The 25,189-nt window shown below is 38.4% G+C and carries 36 protein-coding genes, 1 tRNA gene and 2 pseudogenes; 6 read left to right on the top strand and 33 right to left on the bottom strand.

The genetic code is table 11. From position 1 onward, the window contains the following. Window positions 1-6 precede the first annotated feature (6 nt). From CLHUN_RS00855 to CLHUN_RS00760, 23 genes and pseudogenes are all read right to left on the bottom strand, one after another. On the bottom strand, window positions 7-198 hold the full coding sequence (locus CLHUN_RS00855; RefSeq protein WP_080062675.1) for a hypothetical protein: 192 nt from the start codon (window positions 196-198) through the stop codon (window positions 7-9). After that, on the bottom strand, window positions 185-736 hold the full coding sequence (locus CLHUN_RS00850) for a replicative helicase loader/inhibitor (RefSeq protein ID WP_080062674.1): 552 nt from the start codon (window positions 734-736) through the stop codon (window positions 185-187). The genes CLHUN_RS00855 and CLHUN_RS00850 overlap by 14 nt, the downstream gene beginning before the upstream one ends. Beyond that, window positions 723-1,466 (bottom strand): DnaD domain protein, encoded by a 744-nt coding sequence (locus CLHUN_RS00845; RefSeq protein WP_080062673.1) that lies wholly within the window; start codon window positions 1,464-1,466, stop codon window positions 723-725. The genes CLHUN_RS00850 and CLHUN_RS00845 overlap by 14 nt, the downstream gene beginning before the upstream one ends. A gap of 80 nt (window positions 1,467-1,546) precedes the next feature. Next, window positions 1,547-2,383: a recombinase RecT gene (locus CLHUN_RS00840; RefSeq protein ID WP_080062672.1), complete on the bottom strand. Its 837-nt coding sequence runs from the start codon at window positions 2,381-2,383 to the stop codon at window positions 1,547-1,549. A gap of 24 nt (window positions 2,384-2,407) precedes the next feature. After that, window positions 2,408-2,740 (bottom strand): hypothetical protein, encoded by a 333-nt coding sequence (locus tag CLHUN_RS00835; protein WP_080062671.1) that lies wholly within the window; start codon window positions 2,738-2,740, stop codon window positions 2,408-2,410. Between the two features lie 8 nt (window positions 2,741-2,748). Next, on the bottom strand, window positions 2,749-3,744 hold the full coding sequence (locus tag CLHUN_RS00830) for a YqaJ viral recombinase family nuclease (protein WP_080062670.1): 996 nt from the start codon (window positions 3,742-3,744) through the stop codon (window positions 2,749-2,751). Beyond that, window positions 3,744-5,390: an SMC family protein gene (locus CLHUN_RS00825; RefSeq protein ID WP_080062669.1), complete on the bottom strand. Its 1,647-nt coding sequence runs from the start codon at window positions 5,388-5,390 to the stop codon at window positions 3,744-3,746. Before CLHUN_RS00825 ends, CLHUN_RS00830 begins: the two co-directional genes overlap by 1 nt. 2 nt (window positions 5,391-5,392) lie before the next feature. Then, window positions 5,393-5,578: a hypothetical protein gene (locus tag CLHUN_RS00820; protein ID WP_080062668.1), complete on the bottom strand. Its 186-nt coding sequence runs from the start codon at window positions 5,576-5,578 to the stop codon at window positions 5,393-5,395. A gap of 2 nt (window positions 5,579-5,580) precedes the next feature. Further along, a complete protein-coding gene (locus CLHUN_RS00815) occupies window positions 5,581-5,922 on the bottom strand; it encodes a hypothetical protein (protein WP_080062667.1) in 342 nt (113 codons plus the stop codon). Then, window positions 5,915-6,427, bottom strand: a complete 513-nt coding sequence (locus CLHUN_RS00810) for a hypothetical protein (protein ID WP_080062666.1) — start codon at window positions 6,425-6,427, stop codon at window positions 5,915-5,917. The genes CLHUN_RS00815 and CLHUN_RS00810 overlap by 8 nt, the downstream gene beginning before the upstream one ends. Continuing rightward, window positions 6,424-7,026 (bottom strand): hypothetical protein, encoded by a 603-nt coding sequence (locus tag CLHUN_RS00805; RefSeq protein ID WP_080062665.1) that lies wholly within the window; start codon window positions 7,024-7,026, stop codon window positions 6,424-6,426. The genes CLHUN_RS00810 and CLHUN_RS00805 overlap by 4 nt, the downstream gene beginning before the upstream one ends. 12 nt (window positions 7,027-7,038) lie before the next feature. Then, window positions 7,039-7,407, bottom strand: coding sequence for a hypothetical protein (locus CLHUN_RS00800; protein WP_080062664.1), 369 nt, complete (start codon window positions 7,405-7,407; stop codon window positions 7,039-7,041). After that, window positions 7,404-7,634 (bottom strand): hypothetical protein, encoded by a 231-nt coding sequence (locus tag CLHUN_RS00795; protein ID WP_080062663.1) that lies wholly within the window; start codon window positions 7,632-7,634, stop codon window positions 7,404-7,406. The genes CLHUN_RS00800 and CLHUN_RS00795 overlap by 4 nt, the downstream gene beginning before the upstream one ends. A 9-nt stretch (window positions 7,635-7,643) precedes the next feature. Beyond that, on the bottom strand, window positions 7,644-7,871 hold the full coding sequence (gene acpP, locus CLHUN_RS00790; protein ID WP_080062662.1) for an acyl carrier protein: 228 nt from the start codon (window positions 7,869-7,871) through the stop codon (window positions 7,644-7,646). A 57-nt stretch (window positions 7,872-7,928) separates the two neighbouring features. Further along, window positions 7,929-8,114: a hypothetical protein gene (locus CLHUN_RS00785; RefSeq protein ID WP_080062661.1), complete on the bottom strand. Its 186-nt coding sequence runs from the start codon at window positions 8,112-8,114 to the stop codon at window positions 7,929-7,931. A 252-nt stretch (window positions 8,115-8,366) separates the two neighbouring features. Further along, entirely contained in the window at window positions 8,367-8,885 is a 519-nt protein-coding gene (locus tag CLHUN_RS00775) for a sporulation initiation factor Spo0A C-terminal domain-containing protein (RefSeq protein WP_080062659.1), read from the bottom strand. A 152-nt stretch (window positions 8,886-9,037) separates the two neighbouring features. Continuing rightward, window positions 9,038-9,598 (bottom strand): hypothetical protein, encoded by a 561-nt coding sequence (locus tag CLHUN_RS00770; protein WP_080062658.1) that lies wholly within the window; start codon window positions 9,596-9,598, stop codon window positions 9,038-9,040. 232 nt (window positions 9,599-9,830) lie between these two features. Then, window positions 9,831-9,913: transfer RNA gene (locus CLHUN_RS21965), tRNA-OTHER, on the bottom strand. A 497-nt stretch (window positions 9,914-10,410) separates the two neighbouring features. Further along, on the bottom strand, window positions 10,411-10,554 hold the full coding sequence (locus CLHUN_RS21960) for a hypothetical protein (RefSeq protein WP_165755612.1): 144 nt from the start codon (window positions 10,552-10,554) through the stop codon (window positions 10,411-10,413). A 129-nt stretch (window positions 10,555-10,683) separates the two neighbouring features. Continuing rightward, a pseudogene (locus CLHUN_RS22825) lies at window positions 10,684-11,421 on the bottom strand (phage antirepressor KilAC domain-containing protein); the annotation flags it as partial. Window positions 11,422-11,475: 54 nt separating this feature from the next. Then, window positions 11,476-11,820: pseudogene (locus CLHUN_RS22440) on the bottom strand (type II toxin-antitoxin system PemK/MazF family toxin); the annotation flags it as partial. Between the two features lie 24 nt (window positions 11,821-11,844). Continuing rightward, window positions 11,845-11,994, bottom strand: a complete 150-nt coding sequence (locus tag CLHUN_RS21955) for a MerR family transcriptional regulator (RefSeq protein ID WP_165755611.1) — start codon at window positions 11,992-11,994, stop codon at window positions 11,845-11,847. Between the two features lie 25 nt (window positions 11,995-12,019). After that, complete coding sequence (locus CLHUN_RS00760) at window positions 12,020-12,292, bottom strand: helix-turn-helix domain-containing protein (RefSeq protein ID WP_080062656.1); 273 nt, start codon at window positions 12,290-12,292, stop codon at window positions 12,020-12,022. A 206-nt stretch (window positions 12,293-12,498) separates the two neighbouring features. Between CLHUN_RS00760 and CLHUN_RS00755 the strand changes: the two genes are divergently transcribed. The 3 genes from CLHUN_RS00755 to CLHUN_RS00745 are packed head-to-tail and all read left to right on the top strand — an operon-like array spanning window position 12,499 to window position 13,988. Next, window positions 12,499-13,068, top strand: coding sequence for a helix-turn-helix transcriptional regulator (locus tag CLHUN_RS00755; RefSeq protein ID WP_165755610.1), 570 nt, complete (start codon window positions 12,499-12,501; stop codon window positions 13,066-13,068). A 45-nt stretch (window positions 13,069-13,113) separates the two neighbouring features. Next, complete coding sequence (locus CLHUN_RS00750) at window positions 13,114-13,848, top strand: hypothetical protein (RefSeq protein WP_080062654.1); 735 nt, start codon at window positions 13,114-13,116, stop codon at window positions 13,846-13,848. A gap of 2 nt (window positions 13,849-13,850) precedes the next feature. Further along, entirely contained in the window at window positions 13,851-13,988 is a 138-nt protein-coding gene (locus CLHUN_RS00745; protein ID WP_117387010.1) for a cyclic lactone autoinducer peptide, read from the top strand. A 90-nt stretch (window positions 13,989-14,078) separates the two neighbouring features. Here the strand turns inward: CLHUN_RS00745 and CLHUN_RS00740 are convergent, their stop codons facing one another. Genes CLHUN_RS00740 through CLHUN_RS00725 form a run of 4 tightly spaced genes read right to left on the bottom strand, consistent with a single transcriptional unit; the run spans window position 14,079 to window position 16,069 of the window. Further along, on the bottom strand, window positions 14,079-14,681 hold the full coding sequence (locus CLHUN_RS00740; protein WP_080062652.1) for an accessory gene regulator ArgB-like protein: 603 nt from the start codon (window positions 14,679-14,681) through the stop codon (window positions 14,079-14,081). Between the two features lie 59 nt (window positions 14,682-14,740). Further along, window positions 14,741-15,007: a MerR family transcriptional regulator gene (locus CLHUN_RS00735; RefSeq protein ID WP_080062651.1), complete on the bottom strand. Its 267-nt coding sequence runs from the start codon at window positions 15,005-15,007 to the stop codon at window positions 14,741-14,743. Window positions 15,008-15,019: 12 nt separating this feature from the next. Further along, entirely contained in the window at window positions 15,020-15,793 is a 774-nt protein-coding gene (locus CLHUN_RS00730) for a Rha family transcriptional regulator (protein ID WP_080062650.1), read from the bottom strand. 54 nt (window positions 15,794-15,847) lie between these two features. Further along, window positions 15,848-16,069: a helix-turn-helix domain-containing protein gene (locus tag CLHUN_RS00725; protein ID WP_080062649.1), complete on the bottom strand. Its 222-nt coding sequence runs from the start codon at window positions 16,067-16,069 to the stop codon at window positions 15,848-15,850. A 171-nt stretch (window positions 16,070-16,240) separates the two neighbouring features. Here CLHUN_RS00725 and CLHUN_RS00720 point away from each other — a divergent pair, with 171 nt between their 5' ends. Further along, a complete protein-coding gene (locus tag CLHUN_RS00720; protein ID WP_080062648.1) occupies window positions 16,241-16,957 on the top strand; it encodes a helix-turn-helix domain-containing protein in 717 nt (238 codons plus the stop codon). 71 nt (window positions 16,958-17,028) lie between these two features. Further along, window positions 17,029-18,504 (top strand): tyrosine-type recombinase/integrase, encoded by a 1,476-nt coding sequence (locus tag CLHUN_RS00715; protein WP_080062647.1) that lies wholly within the window; start codon window positions 17,029-17,031, stop codon window positions 18,502-18,504. Window positions 18,505-19,412: 908 nt separating this feature from the next. Here the strand turns inward: CLHUN_RS00715 and CLHUN_RS00710 are convergent. The 4 genes from CLHUN_RS00710 to CLHUN_RS00690 form a co-directional block, all read right to left on the bottom strand. Then, window positions 19,413-20,609 carry a C40 family peptidase gene (locus CLHUN_RS00710; RefSeq protein WP_165755609.1) on the bottom strand — a complete coding sequence of 399 codons (1,197 nt, stop codon included), beginning with the start codon at window positions 20,607-20,609 and terminating at the stop codon, window positions 19,413-19,415. A gap of 487 nt (window positions 20,610-21,096) precedes the next feature. Continuing rightward, complete coding sequence (locus CLHUN_RS00700) at window positions 21,097-21,282, bottom strand: hypothetical protein (protein WP_080062644.1); 186 nt, start codon at window positions 21,280-21,282, stop codon at window positions 21,097-21,099. 189 nt (window positions 21,283-21,471) lie between these two features. Beyond that, entirely contained in the window at window positions 21,472-21,666 is a 195-nt protein-coding gene (locus CLHUN_RS00695; protein ID WP_080062643.1) for a hypothetical protein, read from the bottom strand. A 122-nt stretch (window positions 21,667-21,788) separates the two neighbouring features. Next, window positions 21,789-22,490, bottom strand: coding sequence for a hypothetical protein (locus CLHUN_RS00690; RefSeq protein WP_080062642.1), 702 nt, complete (start codon window positions 22,488-22,490; stop codon window positions 21,789-21,791). Between the two features lie 209 nt (window positions 22,491-22,699). Here CLHUN_RS00690 and CLHUN_RS00685 point away from each other — a divergent pair, with 209 nt between their 5' ends. Then, complete coding sequence (locus CLHUN_RS00685; RefSeq protein ID WP_080062788.1) at window positions 22,700-23,386, top strand: manganese catalase family protein; 687 nt, start codon at window positions 22,700-22,702, stop codon at window positions 23,384-23,386. A 190-nt stretch (window positions 23,387-23,576) separates the two neighbouring features. Here the strand turns inward: CLHUN_RS00685 and CLHUN_RS00680 are convergent, their stop codons facing one another. Continuing rightward, window positions 23,577-24,749 carry a M48 family metalloprotease gene (locus tag CLHUN_RS00680; RefSeq protein WP_080062641.1) on the bottom strand — a complete coding sequence of 391 codons (1,173 nt, stop codon included), beginning with the start codon at window positions 24,747-24,749 and terminating at the stop codon, window positions 23,577-23,579. A 69-nt stretch (window positions 24,750-24,818) separates the two neighbouring features. Further along, window positions 24,819-25,142: a Pepco domain-containing protein gene (locus CLHUN_RS00675; RefSeq protein WP_080062640.1), complete on the bottom strand. Its 324-nt coding sequence runs from the start codon at window positions 25,140-25,142 to the stop codon at window positions 24,819-24,821. Window positions 25,143-25,189 lie beyond the last annotated feature (47 nt).

Here is a 25,189-nt window from a genome sequence, read left to right as displayed (position 1 = left end):
TTCACCTCAGAAAGGAAGCTCTTCACCGTTTTCGTCGTAGTATTTGCCAGACTCTGGTTCCCACGCATCCCCCATTTGCTCTCCGCTTTGCGTCCGACCTAACAGCCTATTTAAAACTGCCTCGGGAATGCATTTGTCAATGATTTCTTTGTAATGCTCGTAATACTCGGAAAAGCTTTCGTATTCAGGCCTTAGCATCCTGCCCACCATCCATCAACATTTTCTGACTAAGGTCAGCTATAAGTTTTTTCGCAGATTCCGGAAGCATCGAATATTCTTTGTCTTGCTCGATTTTTGATTTATAACTTCGCATGAAATTTGACTGTATTACACTGTTTATAACCTTGCTGTCCATTAATGCCCATTCTCTAAGCTGTCCTGGGCTGCCAACTAGCTGCTGAATTTGTGGTGGGAAGCTATCAAAATATTCCTGTGCTCTGTAATTAGCGTCTTGGATAGCTTTCCAAACTTTATTCCAAGCCTCTAACTCAGTGGAGGTTTTAGGCTGTGTCAATAAGGCTATTTTCTTTTTAATATCTGCAATAGTTGGCGGGAACTCAAGAGTGCATATCATGGCATTTACGGCTTCAGTGACTATTTTGGCATCATCAGACTTAAACAGTTTTGACCATAGATTAATTGCAGCATCCTTTTCGTCCTTTGTCTTATTGGCATAAAATCTAGGGTATGCTATTTCAAGAGCAGCCATTATACCAAGTGTCTCACTCTTGTTCATCTTCCATCATCTCCTTTGCCATCTCTAAAAAGCTGGCTGTTCTTTTGGGTGCATCTCTGCCTTTTTTATTACCTCTCTCAGCTTTCTTTGACTGGTATTGTTCAAGGGTTTTGACATTTTGAAGTACTGAATTATGCAATACAGCTTTAATCCAACCCCATTTGTTATCCATGCCTATGCTATCTCGGAGAATTTCAAGTACCATTTTGGGTTCAAAACCATCTTCATCCAAATATTTTGTAATATGCTCAGCCTGAAACGGTGTAATTAATCCAATGTTTTGGTTAAAAAATTTGAACACTTCACCCTCACGCGCACGTTCTTCCTCTTCTTCTATATAGGTTAAGTTAGGTATAGGAGAATGTGAAGGATAACGGTGTTCTTCGGTATTTTGCGGTGAAGTTCGGCGTTTCTTTTCCGGTATGTAGGTCTGGTACTTATAGAAGGATTCTGGAGGGAAACTCAATATTTTGCCGTCTATTAATGAAACAAGACCTAATTTTATCATTCCATCAATCGCATGCTGCACATCTTCCTCTGTTTTATCAGTTCTGGCCGGCATAACCTTGTTTTTAATCTCAAATGGATCTGCAGTTATCAGGCAAGTATCCTCCGCGTGGGGAATCATCCATGTATAAAGCAGAGCCGCAAAATCTCCGTATTCTACAGCAAGTCGGTTAACTGCTTTATCTATTGAAATTTCAGTTGAAATATATCTGCGTCTTGCCATTTACATACCGCCTTTATATTGATGGACAGGGACCTCGACCCGGCCCCGCCATCTGATCTATATGAATTGTTTGGAGTTGCTTAATCTTGCTGAAGAAATTCAGGAGCATCCGAAGGTTCAGCAGTGTACTCAACTTCTATCGCATCGGAGTTATCTGGATATTCAACAGATTCTGGGTTCGTCACATCATCATTTTTTATGACACCGCCATCAGCTGCCTGCGCTTTCTGCATCTCAATTGAGAGAATGCCCCACTTAGAAAGAAGAGTTTTTATAACTGTTTTAAGAGCCATTGCATCAAAGTCTTCAGTCCATCTTCCAAAGCCGCGCTTATAAGTTTGACTATACTTCTTGGCATGCTTTTCTACTCTTTCCCTCGTCCAATATAGTGCTTTTTCAAAGCCGTTCAGAAGGGCAAATTTAGCAACATAACCGACAGGTTTCTCATCTGGCTTAATATCATCCCTAGGCTCATATTCAAATATTCCAAGCAGTTCGTCATAATATTTGGCTTCACCAGCATATACCGGTACTGCGCCAATACCTTTGTACTGAGCTGTTCTTAATGCCAACTGTACATAACCCTTGTAACCCATTTGAAACTGCGCAACGGCGACACCTTTTTCCTTAAACGGCACTATCCATGCATATCCTAGGTTTTTATCAACCGGAAGGTCAAGACTTGCAGCAACTGCAGCAGCCATTATGATGCTGTTTGGCTCCGCGTCCATGCCACGAGAGACATTTATAATGCTGGCCATAAACTGTGCTGCCCTGTGTTTAAGGATTTCTTCAAACCTTTTCTTGTATTTCGGAGTTTCTAATAACCCCTGAACCGTAGGCGCTTTCTGAATTGCATTTTGATTGTTTATCAGTTGATTCTTTAATTCTTCATTTCCTTTACCTGCTTGTGCCATATTAGTTAATCCTCCAATCTATTTTTAAGCTCTCCTGCTAAACCACTCTTTGGGGCGGTCAATCCTATCTTCACATTCCTGACAATAAGGGCTATCAGGATGATTTGTTTGTTTTCTACCGCAGCTCATGCAAAGTGGATTTTTTTCAATAGGTACCTCTTTAAATTGCACCGAATTGAATTTCTTTCCTGGAACTTCCTCAAGGTATAGCTTTGTGTGCCATGAATGAACCTCCGGGTCACGTGATAATGTGTATATATCGCCAATGGTTAAATATTCTTCTGCAGAATCATTCCCGCCCCATTGGCTTTGATCTCTGTCTGTGCTTATGCACTTAACCTTTGAACCTTTTTTCATAAGAGCACCTATCCTATTCGTAAAATCCTTTGCGGCTGTCTGGTAACCGTATATGTACTGCCAGCCTGCATTTTCCAAGATACCTTCTTGTCACCGCAGAATCCCACTTCTGCATCGCCAAGAACAGACATGAATTCCTGTTTGATTGTGTCCTGCTCTTTTTGCAGATTCTTGATTTCTTCGGCAAGCTGCTTGTAACGAATTCTCTTGTCTGCCATATGGTCAAGATTCAGCGCTTTGTCCTTTAGCTCCTGAGGATACATTGATTTCAGGATGCCGGTATCAATATCGCTACCTATCGGAGCCGGTGGAACTTTCTTCAAAATGTTTTCAGTCCAAAACTCATGAACCCTTTCTTTTATAATTGTGATGATTTCATCATCTCTCGGAATGTACCGCCACAGCAGATGCTTGTCTATTAAGGCAACAACAAATGCGTACGATAAGCCGGTAATTCCAAGGTAGCTCTGCGTCTGTAAAAAATAATTGTCCGGTAGTGAATTTTCCTTCCAGTTCTTCGCCGTAAAGCCGCTGCCTGTTTTTATTTCAAGGATTCCGGTTAATCCAGCAGGTATGAAGCATTCTTCCCATTCACCATCAGACACCTGAACGTTGAATTTATAATCCTGCTGCGGAGCAACAAGTCCATCAATGTTGGCAAGCATGAATTGACAATCAAGCGACTGCATTATGTATGGAAATTCCCGAACCTCTATATCGATACCAGTAGTTTTTTTGAATTTTGCTGGGAACTTTTCTCTGATTAATGGTTCCAGAGTCTTCCCCCATTCTAAAAATTCATTTTCAGAGGATTCATCTCTGATTTCATCCGACATTTTATCCATGTAGATGGATAGTGGACTTGCATAATTGCTTTTACCGAACAGCGCGGCTATTTCACTACCGCCGATTCCAGTCTTTCTGACTGTAAGCCACTGCTCGTTTGAGAGAGTTCTGACATCAGAAAGAATATTAATATTTCTTGTTATTGATTCTGTATTCATTACCCTACCTGCCCTTTCGATTCAACTTTCATTTCCCCACGAGTTACCAAGGTAACGAAATACTGATACTCATCATCAGACTCAATCTGACGGAAGAATTCTTCTCTAGCATCTTCATCAAGCGATTCAATTCTATCCACACAAATAAGTTTCAGTGGCGTATCTTTTGCATAGGCTTTGGCGATGTTTATACAGGTAGTGATCTGCTTGGCTGTATTGTGCTGCTTAAGTGTCTGGCCTTCAAAAAGGACAATGTTTTCCTCTTTATCGCCGTTCTTGATTGTTCCAATTGAAAGACCTTCAACAGGAAGCTTGATGGATTTCAGTAGCTCAGCAGGTTTCTTACGGCATAGTTCAACAAATCTGTCGTATTTCTCAGCCACAGCCGTTTCATTTTCAAGGCGGGTTTGGACGTTCTGAAGGTTGTGAGCCATCTCAACAAAACCTTTCATTTTCTCAGCTTGTGAATATTGTTCTTCAAGAGGCATAATCTCTATTTCTAGATTCTCGACAAGATAATTTTCAGCATCTTTTGCGCGTTTCTCGGCTGCTTCAATTTCCTTCTGGCGGTTCTCTTCAATTGCATTAACTGCAATATTCATTTCGTTTGCTATGGATTCAGTTTTCGTAGCAAGTATGGAATTATCAAAATTATCAAGGTCTTTCTGATTGAGCTGGATTTTGGTTTCACAATTCTTAATCGCAGTCTCTTCATCAAAGATTAAAGCTCTAAGCCTTTCAATTTCGGATCTATGAGAATTAATATCGACTTTTATGCTCTCAATTTCATCTTTGATAACCTGTTTCTGATCATCAATGGACTTTTGCGCTCTCTGAACTTTAAAATCCCGAAGTTCTTCCTGCTCTTTAACCTGCAGATCGTATTTATCATTTATGGACTTTTTCTTATCATCCAATCCATCAATAAGAACCTGAGCCTGCTTGCGGTAATTATTAGTCTGTTCACCTTTACGGATTTTGTCTGACAATTCCATTAAGGAATAACTTTCCCATTCAGTTACGTCATAGTTATCAGGAAGCTGCTTCTGCAAAGCTTCAACTTCCGCAGACGTAGCTCTGACGGCCCCATTTGCTTCGTGCCGGGCATCATACCAGTACTTTTCCAATTCTTTCAGCACTAATAATCCGTGCATATTGGGGTTAACCGGCGGCACATTACCCTCAAACCATTCATTCATATCCTTCTGGCTTACGGATATTGGCATCATGGAAAGAAGAATCTTACTTTGTTCCTTTGGTGACTTGTCCATAAAGTCCACCGGATTAAAAGCGAATACATCTTTACGCTCCTTAGTTACTCCGAATAACTGGTCAAGAAATGTCTGCGGTGCCCGGACCGGAATACCATCCCTGGTGACTTTTACGCTACTGGTTCCATCCTCGTTTATAGTCCTTTCAACCCTCATTCCATCATCTGTCTCAAGTTCTATGTAGGCCTTATCTGCACCAGTACGAACAAACTTATCTCGTCTATCGGTGTTGTAGTAACCCTTTTCGATTATCTCAAGAATGCTTGTTTTCCCCCGAGCATTTCCACCAGAAATCACATTAACTTTTCCAAAATTGTAGGCTGACTCTTCGATTCCCAGTGCCTGCCGAGTTACAAGCCTTTTTATTTTGCTCATCTTTACTTTACCCCCTTCAAAGTCCCCAACAGTAAGCCCTTTTGCCTTGCCTTTAATTTATTGAAACCCTCCACCGTAATTACAGCGAACCCATTTTCGTGCTCGTTGACCAGATACTCCACGTCCTGACCATATTTTTTCTTCAGGTCTGCAATTGCTTGGTCTATATATTCCTGAAATTTACCCATCTTCAATCACCATCCCCAAACTCTGCTTCAAGTTCTTTCCGCCATTGCACCTCAGAAGGAATTTCGTTCTCTGTGCAATTCTCAGATTTCATAGCAGCTACAAATTCAAGGTAATCTTTATGTGAAAACCGCTCTCCATCTTCGCCCTCAAAGTGTTTTTTAAGAAATTGATATAGACTTTTGACTTCACCATCAGAATGTAATTCAACGCATTTAAACTCACCTGTTTTAAAGTCTGTAGCTATGATTTTAAGGTTATGACTTTTGTTGCCGTATACTTTTAACAACGCTAGCGCTAAAGCATCTTCATTGAGGATTTCGCAATATTTACCTTCTTTAAGCATTACCATCACCATCCAAACTAATTGAATCAAGTTTGCTTTGAAAGGCCTGCATAATCTCAATAGCCTGCTCCAAGTTCCTGGCATACCAGAGTTCGTTTGAAAGCTGCTGATTCAAGGCCCAAATCTCATCTTTATTTTTACTGACATCAGCGATTCCGACATCAATAAACACCTGAATCGGGCTTCCTTCTCTTATTGAATCATAGCTGTTGTATCGTTTTTCCTTATCCTTTCCCTGTGTATAATCGCGGACTTTTTCTTCGTGCTGGCTTCTCAACTCCTTGAATTTTTTAATTTCAGCATCTATTCGCTTAATTTCTTCAATTTCAGAATCAATGCCAAAATAAGCAAAAGCTTCAGTTTCACGTTTTTTCTTTAACTCAGATTCTTGCTGCGTAAATACCTGAGCTTTCTTGCGACATCTTTCTTGAAACAACTCCAAAAACTTCTCAATGCGCCTGAAATCTACCCCTCTATCATTACGAATTATCTTTACTTCACTCACCAGCTAATCGACCTCCCTCCGTCATATTCCAGTTCTGGAACAATAACATCCTCAACTCTGTATATATCTCCGTCCCAAACTACAATGTGAGTATTCGGCTCTGGACGGTTTGTGAATTCGCCGTCTTTATAATCTCTCTGAGGCTTGAAATCGGACTCCTTTAAGTTCCCGTCAAAAGGCTCCAACTTCAATATCAGTACATCATTTAAGGGCCCAGACTCAAATTCAGAATCATTTGCATAATATTCAAGAAATTCCTCAACCTCGTCTGTATCATCACAAAGTTTGGTTTCGTCCTGGCAGCTATCGAATACGAGATATTTCATTGACTTTTCCCGGACGATTCTGGCTTCCAATTTCTTGTCACATTCAGCACAAGTGCAGTATGCAGGGTCATCTTTTAATCCTATTGAATTCCATTGATGGAGCGGATGGTACTTTAAACTCTCTGATGATCCGCACCTGCAAATCGGTTCACAATCAACTGCTTTCATTTCTGCATTGTATTTACTTAAGTAACTGTCCGAATAGTTGTTTTCAAGACATTCACAATCAATTCCACTCGGATAGACTTTCTTGCATTTTGAACAATATTTCACGTTCTCCCCTCCTTAAGACCACTCAGGCCCGATATGAAACTTCTGACAAGCTTTCGTAAAGTTGTATTCTTCGCCGGTTATCTGTTTATAAAGCCACCTATTTGTTAGATAAACTTCTGGCAACAAGCTTTCTTTTTTGTCTCTCGATGTGTCCCAGGCAGTGAGATTCCTAGCTATGGTTCTGGCCAGTTCGTCATATAAATTAATTTGCTTTACAAGCTGTTCTGCATCTTCGGTATTCGCGTAGAGCTCTGCAACCACACTTCCATTTTTGTCCCAGAGTCCTAACCCTTTATTGTCAAATGTGACTTTGCAATCACTTTGAACAATTGCTTCAAGCTCTGCTGTGGTTAACCTATACGGTTTCGCTTCAATTTTCATGTTGCTACCTCCTTGCTCGTATATTTCTCTCCACAGAACGGACATTTTGAAAGCAGCACCGGTATTTCAACCTGCTTCTTCTTCCCTCTGAATGGCTTGTCCGCTGTGAAATTCAAGTAAATCTGTCCAGAAAATAATTCAATCGGTGGCTCGATATTTTCGTAATCAGAGAATTGCTTTTGTATCGCCTGAGTTACCGTTTTTAAACCATCACATTCGTGTTTCATATCAGCCTCCTATTCCAGCTTTTTCTGAATATAGCTGACCATTTCACCAACTGTATTGAAGTCTGGTCCAGCAGCATCAATTTCAATATCAAATTCTTCCTCTGCATTCATAATCAGTTCAACCATATCCAGATCATCAAATCCAAGGTCATCTCCAAAGGACGATTCCATTATTACTTCATCCTCATCCACACCCAGTTGCTCATAAATGAGCTTTTTCAACTTTTCAAATATCATTTACAAGTCCTGCCTTTCACGATATAATTTTTGTAGGAAATTTTGATTATCGCCTTATTATTGGGCGTTTTCTTTTTGTCTTTCTTTTTCGCGCAATTCCTCTATAACTTTTACTGCATCATGGTAAGTAGCCTCAATTTGCAGCGTCTCTTTGTTTCTTATCTGAGACATACAGTATCTGTTTTCATTTCTCCTGTCGGTAATTATTGAGTACGCCAGATGCAATGCGCTTAGCTTGTTCATAAAAACCCCCCAATCTCACGAATTAGTGCTGCGACCAGAAGATAAAGCAGCGGTATAAATATCTCACCTCCCACGGCCTGATATCCTCGTGCATCATTTGCAATACAGTTGAGCTTTGGTATTATCAAGCAAGAGGCAATTAAGCCGGCAAAGAAAAGTGTAGTTTTGAATTTCGTTTTACTTGAACATCTTGGGCAAACAAACGGGGAATCCAAATCTTTATGTATGCTCACTTTCCACTGAGCGCCACACTTACTGCACTTCGCCGTCATTTCCTCTGCCTCCCTCCTTAAGCTGAAGTCTGAGATTGTCTGCCATAAGAGCGATAAATTCTGAATTGGTGGACTTCCCCTTGTACTGGCTGATTGAATACCCAAACAAAGAGCTTAGCGCAGGTTCATTCCCTCTGTCCCAGGCAACCTCTATGGCGTGCCGGATTGCTCTTTCTGCGCGGGAAGGTTCTGCCTGAAATGATTTAGCTATAGCCGGGTATAGCTCTTTTGTCATTCCATCGACGATGTCTGGGTTTTCTACCGCCAAAGATATTGCTTGCCGTACATAGTGAAAACCTTTGATGTTGCGGGGCATACCAATACTATTGAGAAGATTTGTAACGAGAGTTTCGAGGTCTGTATTTGCAGGAACCGTGTTGATCGGGGTTGAATTAACAGAAGCTTGGACATATTGCTTGTTGCCGAAAACACTGTTAAAATACTCATGTTCCGTCATATTGATGGTAATCGTACCATCATCATTAAATGTCTTTTGCATAAGAATTACCTCCAAATTTTAAATTTTGGTTTAGATTTGTGGTTTCGGGGCCAGCATGCTGCAGCCATCTGGCCCCACATAATAAAATAATTAAGAATACCCGTGTAGCTTACTCTTGCTTTTGGGTTTGGGCCTGATATGCTCAGGCGGGCTTATTTAATCTTAGAAAAATCGATTTTGCTGAGAACAGAATCCGATAATTGAACAAGAATTTCGCCCTTAACTTTGTCAAGAATATACTTTTCGATATGCCCTTTAACGTCCTTAACATGTTTCTTTACCAATTCATCTGCATATTTTTCAGCAAGTTTCCCCGTGAGCCATTCTAGCCTCGTTCCCTTGGAAGAATAAGACGAAGTTGTATAATTGCCATTTTCATCTACACTACGAGTCAAACAACTATCCAGCTTACTTATAAAAATTTCTTGAATAGTTTTCGTTTCGGGGTTGTCGTCGTATGAGTTTTTTGGCTGAGGAAATCTTTGGGTTAAAACAAAATCATCAATAACTTTGTTTGAAAGTTCAACCACTCTTGTTTCAATCTGCTCGGCACACTCAACGACTTTCGACTCAAATTTTTCCAAGGCTTTTGCTGTTAGCCTATCCTCAATCATTTTCGAAACTTTATGAAGAACCTCAGATTTTATAACATCGTCCAGTGACTCACTTTCATCTAACCAATCTACTTCGACCTCAACATTTAACTTTGCCATAATGCACCTCCTAAAATTTTATTAACCTTTCGGCTTGGGCCAGATGCGTTCTGGCGGACGGCGTTGCTGAGTTGGTGATGCAATCAACTGCAAATGGAGCATCTGTAAGCTTTAGGCGCTTACCTGCCTTTTCGCTATTCCACCGAATGACATACAGCCAGCACGTATGGTTTTGACTCTGTGCGCCGTTGTTGTTTTATGAGGTAACCAACCTCTTACACAGAAGGCTTTGCGGAGAAAGTGAGAATCGAACTCACATCAAAGGTCAAGGTTTATAGTGTACACTCCCCGCACTGTCCGTTGTGCTATTTCTCCATGGGGCCGGTAAACTGCAACAATTATTGAGATTGGTTTATCCCACTTTGCACACATGGCCGCTTATTCATGTTGCAGTCTTTCCGGTTATTTGCCGATCTTTCCCGGCTGTCACCATTGTTCCGTGCAACGGTTTAAACGCTGTGCGCTGCACTCGTTTAATCATGGCTCTATTCTCGACACAGGGAACGTCCTGAGCGTTGGTGGAGGATTGAGGGTTGGCTACCTCAGCAGCCGCATATTTAATGGGCAGTCAGCTGTCTACCGTTATCCCATACACTTCACTTTCACCTTACAACCTGCAAAGCTTCTTGTAAGGGGTATCAGGCTCCTGCACTTCCGGAATCCTTTTCTCGCTGCTTATCTCAACCGACGTTGCGTTTATCCCTTTCGGGCGGTCCTCCAGGTAAACGGCGGGCAGTATCCGTCCGACCGCCGTTGGACTAATTGTTAATTTTTAAATTCGATCTGAAAGTGAATCGGCGTGGCCACATTATCTAAGTGAACCCGGTTGGGTATCCGGATACTTCTGATTGATTGATTGGTTCGGTTATAATAGCTCTGCATTGCAGCCAATTTGAATAATTGATTAAAATCATCTGCAGTAAATCAAACCAGTTGAATCCAAAAATTGCTCCCATAGTTCCTCCTTTCTTTAGCTTTCGTGTTAAGTCTTAAAGATGTTATTAACTTCTCATGTCAACCACCTCCCCGGGGTTGGTATCGGGCTGTTAAGGACAAACCCGCAAGAACCTATAATTCTGCCCTGTTCAAGCCATATAACTTCTTTCTTTCATTTTTTTGCTAAGCCAATCAAGTCCTTTTGGAGTAACAAACACCTGGGTTCTTTGCTCAATTACATCTCCTTTTTTAATTGGGTTTTGCTTATGTATGAAGTAACCACTGTTTATATAATTTTGGTAGGCTTCGTAGCTGTCGCCTTTCTTGAAAAGAATTTTCTCTATCGCTAAGACCTGAAATAATTTATTTCTCCCAATACCCTTTATGTTTAATGTTTTGGCGGTTTCCTCAATGGTGAGGTTACCTTCTGAATTTATAAATGTATCAAACGAATTTGCCTTAGGAAGAAGTTTTGCGTTTTCCTCTGCCAGGTCAGCAGCAAGCCTAAGAGCTTCAGGTAAAGTTTGTGGAATATTGAATTGTGGTTGAGTTTGTCCGAGAAAAGCAGTTGCAAGTACATCTTTAGCTTCTAGTTGGTACTCAATAAGCTTGTCCTGAACCGCTTTGTCTTGAATAATATTTGCGTTGATTTTTGCAAGCCATAATGGGAGATAATCTATTTCTATGCATAAAGCCTCTTGAGAACCGCCATTTGTAGGGAGGATGATTTTTCGTCCCCCTTTTGATAGAACAATATCATCTTGAATTCTTACGCGTTCATTTTTCATCTGACCATCCGAAAGCCCAAGTCCGCGACACACATAATAGACTGCAACATGAATCTTATTTGTCTCATTATCCTTTACAGCGAGAAGGATATCTCCATTAAACTCAACTTGCTTAACCATTAAATCTGACACTGCTTGTCCCTCCTTTTGGTTTTGCTGCATTCCAAGGCTAATATTTATTGCACTCTCAACCCTGGCCATTTGCTCGTTATCAAGATGCCCTTTGTACTCTCGGAGTCTACATTTATCAATTGTCCTCAACTGTTCCAGACAGATAAGTGAGCCTTCACGCAATCCATAGCCATCAACCTTAACATGTGTGGGGAGTTTTGTTTTGTCTATCTGGGAAGTGATAGCAGCAACAATGACCGTGGAACTGTATTTATTGCCAATATCATTCTGAAGAATTAGTACCGGCCTGACTCCTCCCTGCTCCGAACCAATATACGGATTGAGGTCTGCATAGAATATGTCACTGCGCCGTATTTTATTGTGCATGACCCCACTTCCTTTCATTACTTGTTATGGTATAATTCTCCCAACTGATACAAAGGGAATTTTCTTTTGCCTTACCAGCTTTAGCAGTAACCCGTATGAAATTCCCAAATAGATGGCAGTGGTCTTTGCATCCCAAGTTATACGTCCTTTTCCATTCGCAGTGATTTCTTCCAAAAGCTTCACCCCCCAGTGTTTATTTTTAGCAAACCTTAAGGCCCTTAAGTTTATCCTTGAGATTTGGATATATATCCTCAAGTCTGCATTTGTACATTTTACACAATTCTATGGCTAACTCTAATGATGGCTTTTTATCAGTGCCGAGCTTTTCCAATTTACACAAGTATGAAGTCGAACAGCTTAAATCGGGAATTTCAAGTTTCTTTATATGCGCCTCAACTTCTTCCCTCTTAAGCCCAACATCTTCTCTGAGTCTTCCTAAAATATTCAGCTTATCAGCCTTTATCTTTCTCACTTCCATCACTTCCTTTCATTACCATATTATACTGCCAGTCAATTATTATCAAGTATAATAGTTGACTAATATTCACTTTTATAGCTATTTTGTGACTATTACTCAATTTTTCCTCGTTTTCTTAGACTTTTATTCCATTTATCTTGACATATGTTGACTGCCAGTCTATTATTATATTTAATAGTATGTTTAGTGGAGGAATTGGAATGTTTTCTCAAAGGCTTGCATTGTTAATGGATAAATTCGGAATGAAACCAGCCGATTTAGCTAATGAATTGGAGGTTACTCCCTCAGCAATAAGTAAATTATTGGCTGGAGATAGAAGATATCCGAGTGTTGAAAATTTAAAAAAATTAAGGAGGATTTTTAAAGTCAGTATTGATTATCTATTAGGTTGTGATATTGAAGATATCAATGAAATATTAAGTTCCATAAACGCAAATTATGTCGCTGCATCAATAAAAAATTTAAGGGAAAGTATGAAATTATCTCAAAAAGAATTTGCGTTATACAATGATTTGAAAGTTAAAGAAGTAAAAAACATAGAAGAGGGTATAATCCCTGATGTAAAAATCATATATCAAATAGCTAGCCTGTCTGGCGTGAATGTAAGTAAGTTGCTTGGTTCAAATTCATATACAGAAGATAGTATAGAACAGAACAAAATTATGAAATTTGCTGCAGATACAGATAACAGAGAATATCTGAATATTGCAATAAAAATAAAAGACTCCGGGATACCACTGGAAGATATTATTATTGCACGTAAACTTTAATTTTTTTCTTGTCATTAAATTAAAACAAATTTACGGAGGTTTGTTATGGAAGGCTTTAGTGTTTTAAACGTATTTATATTATCGACCCCGCAGTATTTTCTCTGCTTTATGTTCTCCCTTATAATCCTAGGGGAAAGTAATGCAGTGCCATTTAAATGTGATTCTAGTAAATTTATTGCTAACTTTGTTAAAATGCTTGTCTCGGCAGTTGTGGTATCATTCATAAGTGCGATTGTCGGATATTTTATACCAAATATGAATATCACATCTATTGTTTCTATGGTTGTATACTCTATTATATTGAAGTATATTTATAAGACAACCTGGCTAAAATCAATATTAGGAGTTGCAGCATTTTCTCTCTTAATCATTAGCTTTGAATCATTATATGTGCCTTTATGCATTCGCTATTTTTATAATGGACAAGAAGCGAATTTACTTAATTCCCCTGAATTAAAAAGGTTCTTATGCTTTTTGCCTGAAAGATTAATTCAAATTGTAGCGATAGCTTCATTTTGGAACTTTACTTTTGTTATCCAAAAATTCAAGCAATATAAGATAAGGCTCTTCGGATTTATCACTGTAATTTTCATTCTATTTTTTATAGAGGTAAATCTTACGAAAATTTACATTACATATTTTACATCATTTGATTACACTACAAAAATTTTCCTTGGTTTGTGTTGTTTTGGTAGTGGACTATTAAATTTTGTGATACTATATAATTACATTAAGGTTATAACCAGTGTATCTAAATTTCATTTAGAAAGGAGTAAATGACAATGGATAAAACCTCAAAAATATTATCTGCTATCGATTCGAAAGTTTCTGAGATAGCTGCAAAGAAAGCAAATGATTTCAGCTTTCTTTGGGGCCATCAGCCAAAGACCCCTAAGGCACTAAAAGACAATAAAAAGTAAAAAACACAAAAAAATAGCAACTTTACGGAGAAAGTTGCAATAAAATATTATTTCTTGTCGAATTTATCATATCAAATATTTCTTAGGCAGTCAATGCAATTTGATTGTCTTTTTTCGTTTATACGGCAAGATTGTAAAAACTTCAAGCATACATCCAGCTACAATTGAAATTGAACTTTTGTACTGACCGAAAAATATAAAGCCTATTGCTAAAAGATACAAGGAAACAAGAGATATTATTGATTTCTTTTTGAACTTTGCAATTTTAGATTTATTAGGTATATCACCGATATTAGAGCTCATTGGAGAATATTTATATAAACACACCAAACAAAATATAAGTACCATTATCATAAAGAAGATTGTTAAAGAAAAAGAAGTGATAGAAAAACTATTAACGATAGTCCCGGGGATAACACATATACCCGTTGTAAATAAAATACATCCCCACTCTGATTTCATATGAATTCCGCCGGCATTTTTTCGCAAATAGGCAAACGAAAATGCTATCAGCATGGTTGTCCAGAAAGAACCGACCATTCCAGAAATAAGTGCCATAATTATTAACTTAATCAAATCTCCATATATCGCTTGAAATCCAAAATAAAGCACTGATCTTTTTTGGTGGTTGTGCTTAAGCTTCAGAGTAAGATAATTTGCGCTACAGAAAGAAAACTTTTCAATAATTTTCATTACATTCTCCAATTAATAATAATCACAAACATTATATAATAAATACTTCCTATAAGAAATTAAATTTTAATTTTTCTCAGAGTTCCACAAAGTTCTGATTTTTCTTTGCCACCGCCTTGTGAAGGTTGAACAGATTGATTTAATTTATTTTCCCACCACAATTTCAACTTATCTGCGTCAAATAAAAGTTTCTTATTACCCATACGGAAATGGGGTATTTCACCGGAAGCAACCATTTGGCGAATCATCCATTCTGAGATGTGTCCGTCGAAAAACTGTACCGTTTCTTTTATATCAAGAACTTGTCCTTCTTTGCCGATTAACATTTCAAATACCTCCTACGCCTTTTCGTGCTTATTAATAATTTCTGAAATATCAACACCGTGTATTTTACATAACGCCACAGCGGTACTTATGCACCTTGTCAACTCTTCATCATGTATCATAGCCAAAGTATTGGGCTTAGTCTTTTTGCCAGATGATTCCATCCACTTTGAAATGCGAGCATTAAGATTGATGCTGTGAGCATAAAGCAGTTCCTTTTTAAAATCCCGCCACGCCTCCCGAAAGCCATTTATCTCTGGAATATTTATTGAGGCTCCGTAAGCCGTTATAATTGCTTCTAAGACTTTGCGGTTCGCCCACGTTAGATTTTGTTGCGACAGGAGCTTATTTTCTGCCTGGAGAAGCTTCTTATCTTCTTGCTCTTGTATCCAGCGCTTTGCTCTTTCGATTGGGTCTGAAATCATGTAGCTGTCTGATGGTGCATTTCTCTCCATTTCTTCAAACTTAGTGACATATGCTGCCGTGAACAGAACTCCCTTTTCACCAGTCATTTTGTTCGCCACCATATCGCAGCCTTTTCGGGTGAGAAGATAGCAAGGGTATTTTCTTGATGGCTTTCCAGATTCATATTCACTTAGAATGAAAAAGTCTGTAGAAGCTGATTTAAGGCCATTCCTCAATATTGAGTTTTCGCCTTTGTTAAGAACAGAGATATAATTTTCTATCCTTCTTATCAAATTGTCGTGTCTTTCTTCTGTCATTTCCGCAACATCTCTGCTGTCGGTTACAAGCTGGCCGTTATTGCGAATTATTTTTAATCCGTTCACTAAATAATCACCTCTTTTTTTGATAATCAATTCGTGCTTAAAATCATTTATTGATTAAATTATTTTCTTCTTTGAACACACGTCTCCGATTAATTCTGTAATAGAAACCCCGAGCGCTTGAGCCAATACGGAAAGATCTGTATCAGTTATTTTTCTGTTGCCATTTTCTATTTTGCAAATTTGTGACTGCGTAAATACCTTAGTTTTCTTTGCGAAATTTATTTGAGAATAACCCTTGATTTCTCTTAAAGACTTAATTTTTTCCGCTGTTGTCATTGTGTCACCTCTTTTTTATTCTATAATAGACTAATATTTGTTTCACTGCAATTCCATATTGGAATATATATATATCAATAACATAAATTGCCATTAATTTTCTTCAAATACCTTGACTTTACTTTGAATTTCAATTATTCTAAAATGGAATAAACGTAAAGGGGTAAATTCATGGAAATAAGAAAAAACAGAATAAAGGAACTTCGAGAATCAATGGGCATATCAGCTAAGACCTTAGCTGACTCAGTAGGTTCATCCCAACCAGTAATTTCTAAGCTAGAAAATGGATATAAAAATAAAATTGACCAAAGCCTGTTCGAGAAAATAGCTGATTTTTTCAATGTGACTATGGACTATTTGTTAGGACGTAATGAAAACGATATTTATATAAAGCAACTTTTCGGATGGACTGGAACTTTGGGATCTTATATAAAAAAACTTAGAGTAGATAAAAAAATATCTATAGAGGAATTGTCTATAAAATCAGGGGTCTCCCGTGAAATAATTAATATTATAGAAAATGACAAACATGATGGAGCAATACCTTTGGAAATGTTAAAACTCATGGCTTCAAGTCTTGGAGCTGATTATAGAGAGTTTATTGTTATTGCTGGTCATGTAACTAACCTTGATAAATATACAGGTGAAGCATCGATAGCTTACGGTAGTAGTCAAATTGAAATTAAAATTAGAAATCAGATAAGTTTGTTTGATTATGAAGAAGGAGAAAATGGGTCACTTGCATTGAAAAACAACTTCGTAACCTTTGCTACTCACCGTTCCGATGATTGGTATGATGAATTGCCTCCAGAGGCTCAGGCAGAGTTGCGGAATTATGTAGATTATCTTAAGTCTAAATACAAAAAGAAAGATTACTCAGAGAATTAATTAGTACTTTAGGACCAGTCGTATTCAAAAGGATAACGATTGAGAATAATTATAGATTGGAGAGAATTAATATGCCAGGCAGTATACAAAGAAGGGGCGATAGCCTTTTATTAACTATTAGTAATGGGAAGGGTCTCTGGGGTAAAAGAGAGCGATTTACTAAAACCGTCCCTATTGAAGGCAAAACCGAAAAACAGCAAGAAGACTATGGAGAAGCTCAATTAGCCTTATTTTACGCTGAAGTTAAAAATAATAATATATCCAGAGGTCTTAATACTACTTTTAAAACACTATCGGATAGCTGGAAGACAAAATATGCTGAAATCGAGCTTGGTAAAAAAACAAAGCATCGATATTATGAAATGTTAGACATGAGAATAAATCCTGCTCTCGGCCATATTACACTTGGTGACTTTATTCTCAAACCAGACATCCTCCTTGACTTTTATAATAATCTTCGCGAATCCGGAATTAGACTTGATTTCAAGTTCAAGATTAAACCTGATTTTGAAAAATTACTTGAAAAAGAAAATCTTTCATCAAAAGAATTAATAATAAAGTCAGGAATAAATCCTAGGACCCTTAAGAATATCATTTCTTTCAATAATACCACCAAAGCAGTTGCTGAAAGGATTTCAAAAGCTTTAAATATAAAGATTGAGGAGATATTTGATTTAATACAATCTGAGCAAGGGTTAGATGAGCAGACAATTCTTCATCATCATTCCTTGATATCTTCAATGTTTGGTAAAGCTGTAAAATGGAACTTAATAAAAGAGAACCCTGCTATGCGTATAGACCGACCCGGTGTAAAAAAGAAAGAGGCAAGGAGTTATAATATACATCATGCAAAAATGCTTATAAAAGCTTTGGATGATGCTCCTTTTAAATTTAAAGTAATAATAGTTTTGACAATTTTCACCGGAGTCAGAGAAGAAGAACTTATGGGGCTTGAGTGGACTGACATTGATTTTGAAAATTATATCGTTACCTTGAGGAGAGCAAGTCAGTATATCCCCGGAGAAGGTACTTTTACTAAAAATGAACTTAAAACAGAAGAATCAAAGAGAGAATTTTATTTACCAAAATTCGTTATGAATCTTTTAAAATCCTACAAAAACTGGCAGAACATATACAAAATGCAAGTCAAAAATAAATGGATTGAAAGCAACAGGCTGTTCACCCAGAACAACGGGCTACCGATGCATCCATATACGCCCTCAAAATGGCTCCCTAAATTTATAAAGAGTCAAAATATCAAAATTATGAATAACGAGGATATATCTGAAAAAAATAAGGAAAAATATCTTCTGCCGGATTTAAATTTTCACGGATTAAGACATACTAATTTAACAATACTTTTAAGAGCTGGCCTTGACATAGCAACAGTGAGCAAATGGGCAGGACACAGCCGTAAATCAACAACCCTTGATACCTATTCTCACGCTGCAAATTATATAGACAAAAGACCTGCGGCAGCTTTGGAAAGTATACTAGTCGAGCAACCTCAAAGGACGACGAAAAGGTTCAGGCTGAAACATATTTAATAGCATTATTTTTGTTGACAATTTGTTGACACACCCATCAAAATAACGCATTGTAATACCTCATAATCCAATATGCAATAAGATAACAAATAGCCTATTTAAGCATATTTCAGGTGCACACATTATAATACAAGAAGCTGACAAACATTCTCCAAAACCGTCGGCTGCGGGTTCAAGTCCTGTCTCCCCTGCCATAAGAAACGTCTTGTACATTTGTACAAGGCGTTTTTTGTATTTTCATGTCTGGACTTGAACCCGGCAGGGCACGAGCCGTTAAGAAAATATGCTGAATGCATATTTTCAGGCGAGTGTAGGAGCCCGGCACCGAAACCGTCAGGTTTTGGTGGGCGACGTCATTAGTATGCGAGGCGCAGCCGACGCATACGGCAAGTCCTGTCTCCCCTGCCATTAAGGCGCTTGTGTTTTCTGCGGAAAACACAGGCGTCTTTTTTATGTTTAAAAAAAGACGCGAAGCGCCTTACGGGCGGGACTAAGTCCCCCCGTAGTCCCCCCTAGCCTCCCGGCGGGGTTAAAACCCCTGAAGGACTTGAACCCGAGAGGGCACGAGCCGTTAAAAAATATGCTGAATGCATATTTTTAGGCGACGTCATTAGTATGCACGGCATAGCCGATGAATACGGCAAGTCCTTAAAATGCAAATGTAACAAAAGCTTGGACGCTCTAAGCTTGTATATTTACCTCTTAAAATAATTGGATTTTAGTATGTTGGGGGAAAATTGGGGAAAAACATAAACTAATTATACGTTAACTGTTAGCAATAAGCATTAATAAACTATGCTTTTTTATTAGTCCTAGTCTTTTTATTATTACCTAAGATGCTACTAAGCTTATCAGGATTTTCCTTATTTTTATTCTTAAGGCTGTGAGAATATAAAAAGTATGACAGCTTATTTTTCTATAATTCTTCTTGCTGTCATAAACCTTGGCTGCCAATAAGCAGTGTTCATACTGTCAATAACAACTTTTCCGTTGCCTGCACCTGTAACAGAATTTATAAATTCACCTGCACCTATGTACAAGCCAACATGCGAAATATCACTAATTCCTCCATTTGTATCAAAAAACACAAGATCGCCCGGCAACAATTCATCTATGGCTACTTCAAAACCTTGTTTAGCCTGATCTGCAGATACTCGGTTAAGCTTAATATTAAAATTATCAAATACATATTTTACAAAGCCCGAGCAATCAAAACCCATCTCAGGAGTAGTTCCCCCGTATGTATATTTTACGCCCAGAAGGGTTTTAGCAAAATCTATTATTGCAGTTATGTCAGCATTAACTTCATTTCCTGTTTCAGTTTTAGCTTTTATACCAGATTCGGTCGTGATGCCGGAGCCTGTTGTTATATTATTTTCATCAGCTTTAATGATTTTGCCGGATTCACCGATTTTCTCAGTCTGGCTTTCAGACGCTGTTTTGGCAGTTTTGTCGGATTTGCTTGTTTCACTTTTATTTTGTGAATCAGAATTAGTTCCTGTTTTAGACTTATCATTGCCCTCAAGGTAAATGGATACGTAGGTACCGCTTACCCATCCGGTCATATCTTTGAATTTGACTTTGAACCATTCTCCTGATTTATCAAGAATAGTACCTTTCTGGCCTTTGTTCACCTGTTTGATAGCACTATTATTGGTTCCAGGCCCTTTTCTGACGTTAACATTATTTCCGGTTATGATAGCTTCTTGAATTGAATCATTTTTAGTAATGTCAGAAGAATTGACTACATTACTATTATTTCCATCACTGTTTTTCGTACTGTTTTTTCCGTTATCTAAATTGTTCACCTTTTTATTTATAGAGCTTTTTTCAGAGACATAATTTTCTGATACCCAGCCGGTCTTTCCGCTTACGGTAATCTTATACCAACCTGCCGAACTGCTGATAACCTTCAGTTCACTGCCTTTGGTCAGCTGGCTGATTATTCTGGAAGACGTATTTGGGGCTTCTCTCAGATTCAGGATATTTGCAGTAACGGTTAAGGTTGCTGCTTCTTTTGCATAGGTAAATCCTGCTCCAATACTTATAAATAATATAATGAAAAAAATTGAAATAACGACTTTGCTAATTGTCTTTAGTCGCATAAAAACAACCCCCCTGACCACCTGATTATATAAATAAGGTAAATTTATGTAATCATATAATAACATAAAAGGTCATTTTTTTGTGGAAGTTAACATGAAAAGTAATAATATCTTAATCTGTCTTATGGGCTCGCAAATTATATCTCACTCACCCCCAGTAACTATTTGTATTAAATAATAGTTATCGGGGAGGATTTCAAATGAGTAATTTCGCCGGAGTCATCATCATTTCTTCTTTCTAAGATATATAATATACGGTATCAATCCGAAAAGAAAAATGAACTCCTTCGCCATGTATGATTTTGTTCCATTTATATGAAACGATCTCGGAATCTGGTCCGGTAGAATAGGATACAGTATTGCACAAACAGCCAGTGGAAAAATGAGTATAAATAAATCTTTCGATATTTTTTTCATATTAAAGTCCCATACCTTCAAATAAATATTTTTATCAGACAAATACCAATTTATTATATATCTGCACTTTCTACAGCTTTTTACTCTTAATTACTTCAAAAGCTGCCGGTATAATTATTGCACCTGCCACTAAGGCTACCACCCCTATAAAGCCGGTGGTTAATTTACCATTTTCAGAAATATCCACAATAGCAAGTGCTACTATAGCAAATGTACTAATACCGATCATTACCAAATTGCGTGTTTTGCTTTTCATTTAAATATCTCCTAAAAAAATAGACAATACAAATTATATACTATAATAATCATAAGTTACATATTAATCAATTCTACTAGTATCAGGAGCGTTAGTCACCAGAGGCCTATCCTCACTATCGGGAACCTCTCCACTGCCTAATTTCTCACCCCAAAGAAAAAGAGCCCTAAGGCTCTACCTTACACTTAATCAATAATTTTGCCGTATTGGAAACATTGCTATAAAAAATAAGGCTAAAAACGAACCAAAAAAGCCTGCAAAAAACGCCGGTGCTGTTCTCAGTCCTCTTTTGCCGGCCATACTTACCGCAATAGCTCCTATTCCCCCGTTTATGCCAAAAACAAAAATCAAAGGGAGAAAAAATCCTACAACCACTTGCTCCATAAACCTGACCTCCAAAAATATAAATATTCTTCTTCAGATTACCCTAAACAAACAATCCCCGCAACCAATAAATTACCCCTAGTTGTGACCTTTCCGTATCTTACCTTTTCTTTACTTTTTCCTCACTTATGTTCTTTTATCAGACTCTCCACCATATCTAAATTGTATATTTCCGGAATTGACGATATTTTTGATAATTCAAAGGAGTAACTCTCATTAAGTATTTTTCTGATTTCAGCAATGTCATCATTTTCTGTTGCCTTTGCCTCTGATAACTCAGGGCAATCACCAACCTGCTTGACGGCGTAAGCCTGCTCATCAGTGTGAATAAGCCTGAATACCCCCGTAGTCCCCCCTAATATCCAGTATGTATTTTCAAATTTCTCACCCACTGCCTTTTTCAGAAACAGCAGTAGTTTATCGCCGTTTTTAAACAAGGGATAATTATTAAAAGTATAGTCAGAATTACCGTCCTGTAATAGATTTATTTCCTCCGGGCTATTGCTCTCGCTGTTCTTTAAAATCTTTTTCACAGAGGCCCTGAATACTGTCTTCTCAATAGGTTCGTTCATTTCCTCAAGCCACTCTGATATTTCCACCTCTGCTATAAGGTCTGCTTTTTCATACGATTTATCAAAGGAATAACCAATGATACTGGCAGATATTTGCCCCTTTTGCCCTATCTGACGTGGAGTGTCCTTGACTGCCTTCCCCAGATGCTGCGTAGTATCAGCAGCGGCTTGTTGCCTTGCAGTACTGCCGCATCCGCTTAATGCTAAACCAAGTATAGAAAGCAGGATCAGTAAATTCATAATTTGTTTCATATGCTTTACTGCCTCCATGATGTATAAAAATAAAGCAATCTAATTTTTCCCTATGAAATGATAATACCAGCGCATGGGATTATCTGTCAAATAGTCCGTCTCGAAACCTGGTATACATTTATATGCAAAGCATCCGAATATAAAAGGATATTTTTCAAAAAAATGCGGAAGCTAGATTTGTTATGATTAAAAATAAAGGAGCTGAAAAAATGTTCAAACATGATAAGGCACTTCTTCAGGAAGTAAAAGTAGACGGCCCTAACCCGGCTTATGCGGCAATGATGCAAGAGCAGCTTGGCGGGCCTCACGGGGAACTGAAAGCAGCAATGCAATATCTGTCACAAAGTTTTCGGATCAAAGACCCTCAGATAAAAGACCTGTTTCTGGATATTGCAGCAGAGGAATTAAGCCATATGGAAATGGTGGCCACCACTGTGAATCTGCTGAACGGCCATGTCCTGGATGCAAAAAATGCCACAATAGGAAACATTCAGGCACATGTTTCCACAGGCCTTACTCCGGCGCTTACAAGTGCATCAGGGCAGTACTGGACAGCGGCATATATAGAGGAAACCGGAGATCTTGCAGCAGATATCCTGTCAAATATAGCCGCGGAGCAACGGGCCAAAGTTGTATATGAATATCTTTACAGGCAAATACCCGATAAGGGTGTAAGGCAGACTATTGATTTTCTTTTAAACCGTGAAGAAGCACACAACACGATGTTCAGAGAGGCCTTTAACAAGATTCAGGATACCGGTTCTTTGAAAGATTGGGGCGTAACAAAGGATTCAAAACTATATTTCAATCTCTCCACGCCGGGAGATCAATATTTTAATGCAGATAATCCGAACCCTACCAGCTTCAACACTCCTAATTCCGGCGGGCCCAATTAGCCATTAAGCAAATCGATTTTCTGCAAAATAAATGCTCTGACGGAATTTACCGGCACATTATTGAGAAAGAGCACCAGGACTTAAATTGTCCAAATGCTCTTTTTTATTTTTCCTTTATTTATTATCTATATCAATTACCCTGTTCAGTTGCGGCTGGAACCATGATGGGCCGCTGCTCTTTCAACTGAACCTATGCCTGCTTTGCTTCAAAGTACTCCAGCAGTACTCCCTTGGTCTTATCCCAGAGGATTTTGAGAATCTGCTCTATCTGAGTACCAAGGAATATGGCACTTTCAGCCTCTTCTTCCGGTACTGAGTTTCTGATTGACTGCCTTACCACTTCACGTCTTAGAACTGAAGGCGGATGGGAATCCGATGGAATGATTGTTTCCTCCCCGGTAAGCATCAGAGAGAATCCGTTTTCAACAATGTCCATGATGCTGAAGAAAAAATCAACTCCCATATAGCTTAAAGACAAATCATACCCGCCTTTGCGCATGACGTGAAGCATCAGGCTCGTTCCAATATTATCAGCTTCAATCTCCTGCTCCCAATCATCAAACTGGATTTCATCATACTCTATCTCACCAAGCATGTTCCTTACTCTTTTACTGCTGTCGTCAAGGTGTCCGCAAACTATATGCCCATACTCATGGCCCATGACAAACAATTCAAAGGAATGCCTCAGAATGCTTGCAATACCGAGATAATTTCCATCAAGAAAATATTGAGGTGCATATCCCGTATAGCCATCAATAAAATAAGCTATTATCAATTCACGGAATCTGCCCGCAATCTCAGGGTTCTGTTCAAGGTTCTTTTTAATATCCTCAATATCAACAGAAAACTGCAGTTGTTCAGAAGTGCTATTCTTAATGCTTAAGGCTCTTGCCGCAACCTTACTTGCCAGGTTGGCAAAATTAAAAATCTGAGATTCAAAGGCAATTATAAGTTCCTCACAATCAGGTACAGGTATTACTCCGGCATTCACTCTGTGGGTAGGCAAGGTACCTATGACAGGTCTTTTATCCGGAATTTTTATGCCCAGCTCACCTGCAGCCTCAAATATTTCCTGTTCAATGTCTTTCATTATTCTATAACAAAAAGGATCTTCATAATCAGTAGGTATATTATTGATATCCTCCATGACCGCCTGAAGAAACCGGGGTTTTAACTGTTCCGCCTCCTCCGGGCTCAATTCCATGGCTTTCAACTGCCCCTCAACCACATATTGAACTGACTTTAATAAGCTATCCTTGTTATCCCGGATATCCTTCAGGGCTTTCCCTCTTTGGCTGTTCAAGCTGTATTGTTCCTGCAAAAAACCCAAATATCCGGTAGCTTTCTTTACACTGTCATCCATAATCCACCCCAAATCTGCAACACTCCTGGTTATACGGCTTTACAATAGTCATTCCCCACCAATTTGAGGCTATTTTCTGGTTATTTTAAACGATAACCCGGCCTGCCCGCTGAGATTTCCTTTAACAACCGAAGCAATAGAAACCTCACCCGATGAATTTATTGAAAGGTTAAAACCAACCTCATTTATTTCGTGAGTCTCCGACTCAAGCTGGGATTTTTCGAGAATTGAAAACACCTGCTTCAATGTATTGTCTATATTGGCCTGCAATATTTCCGTACTGATGTCTACAGCCTTATGTACCACATTGCCGAAATCCGGCAGAGCAGATTTATATTTTATATTATCATTGCTGTCCACAAGCACGCTTAAGGTTTTCTTTTCATCTGTCATATTATAACTTCCCCTCCATTTTTACTATGATATTACATATTATAGCA

It is taken from the genome of Ruminiclostridium hungatei (genome assembly GCF_002051585.1).
Lineage (GTDB): Bacteria > Bacillota > Clostridia > Acetivibrionales > DSM-1351 > Ruminiclostridium > Ruminiclostridium hungatei.
This window is presented reverse-complemented; position numbering and strand designations above follow the sequence as displayed.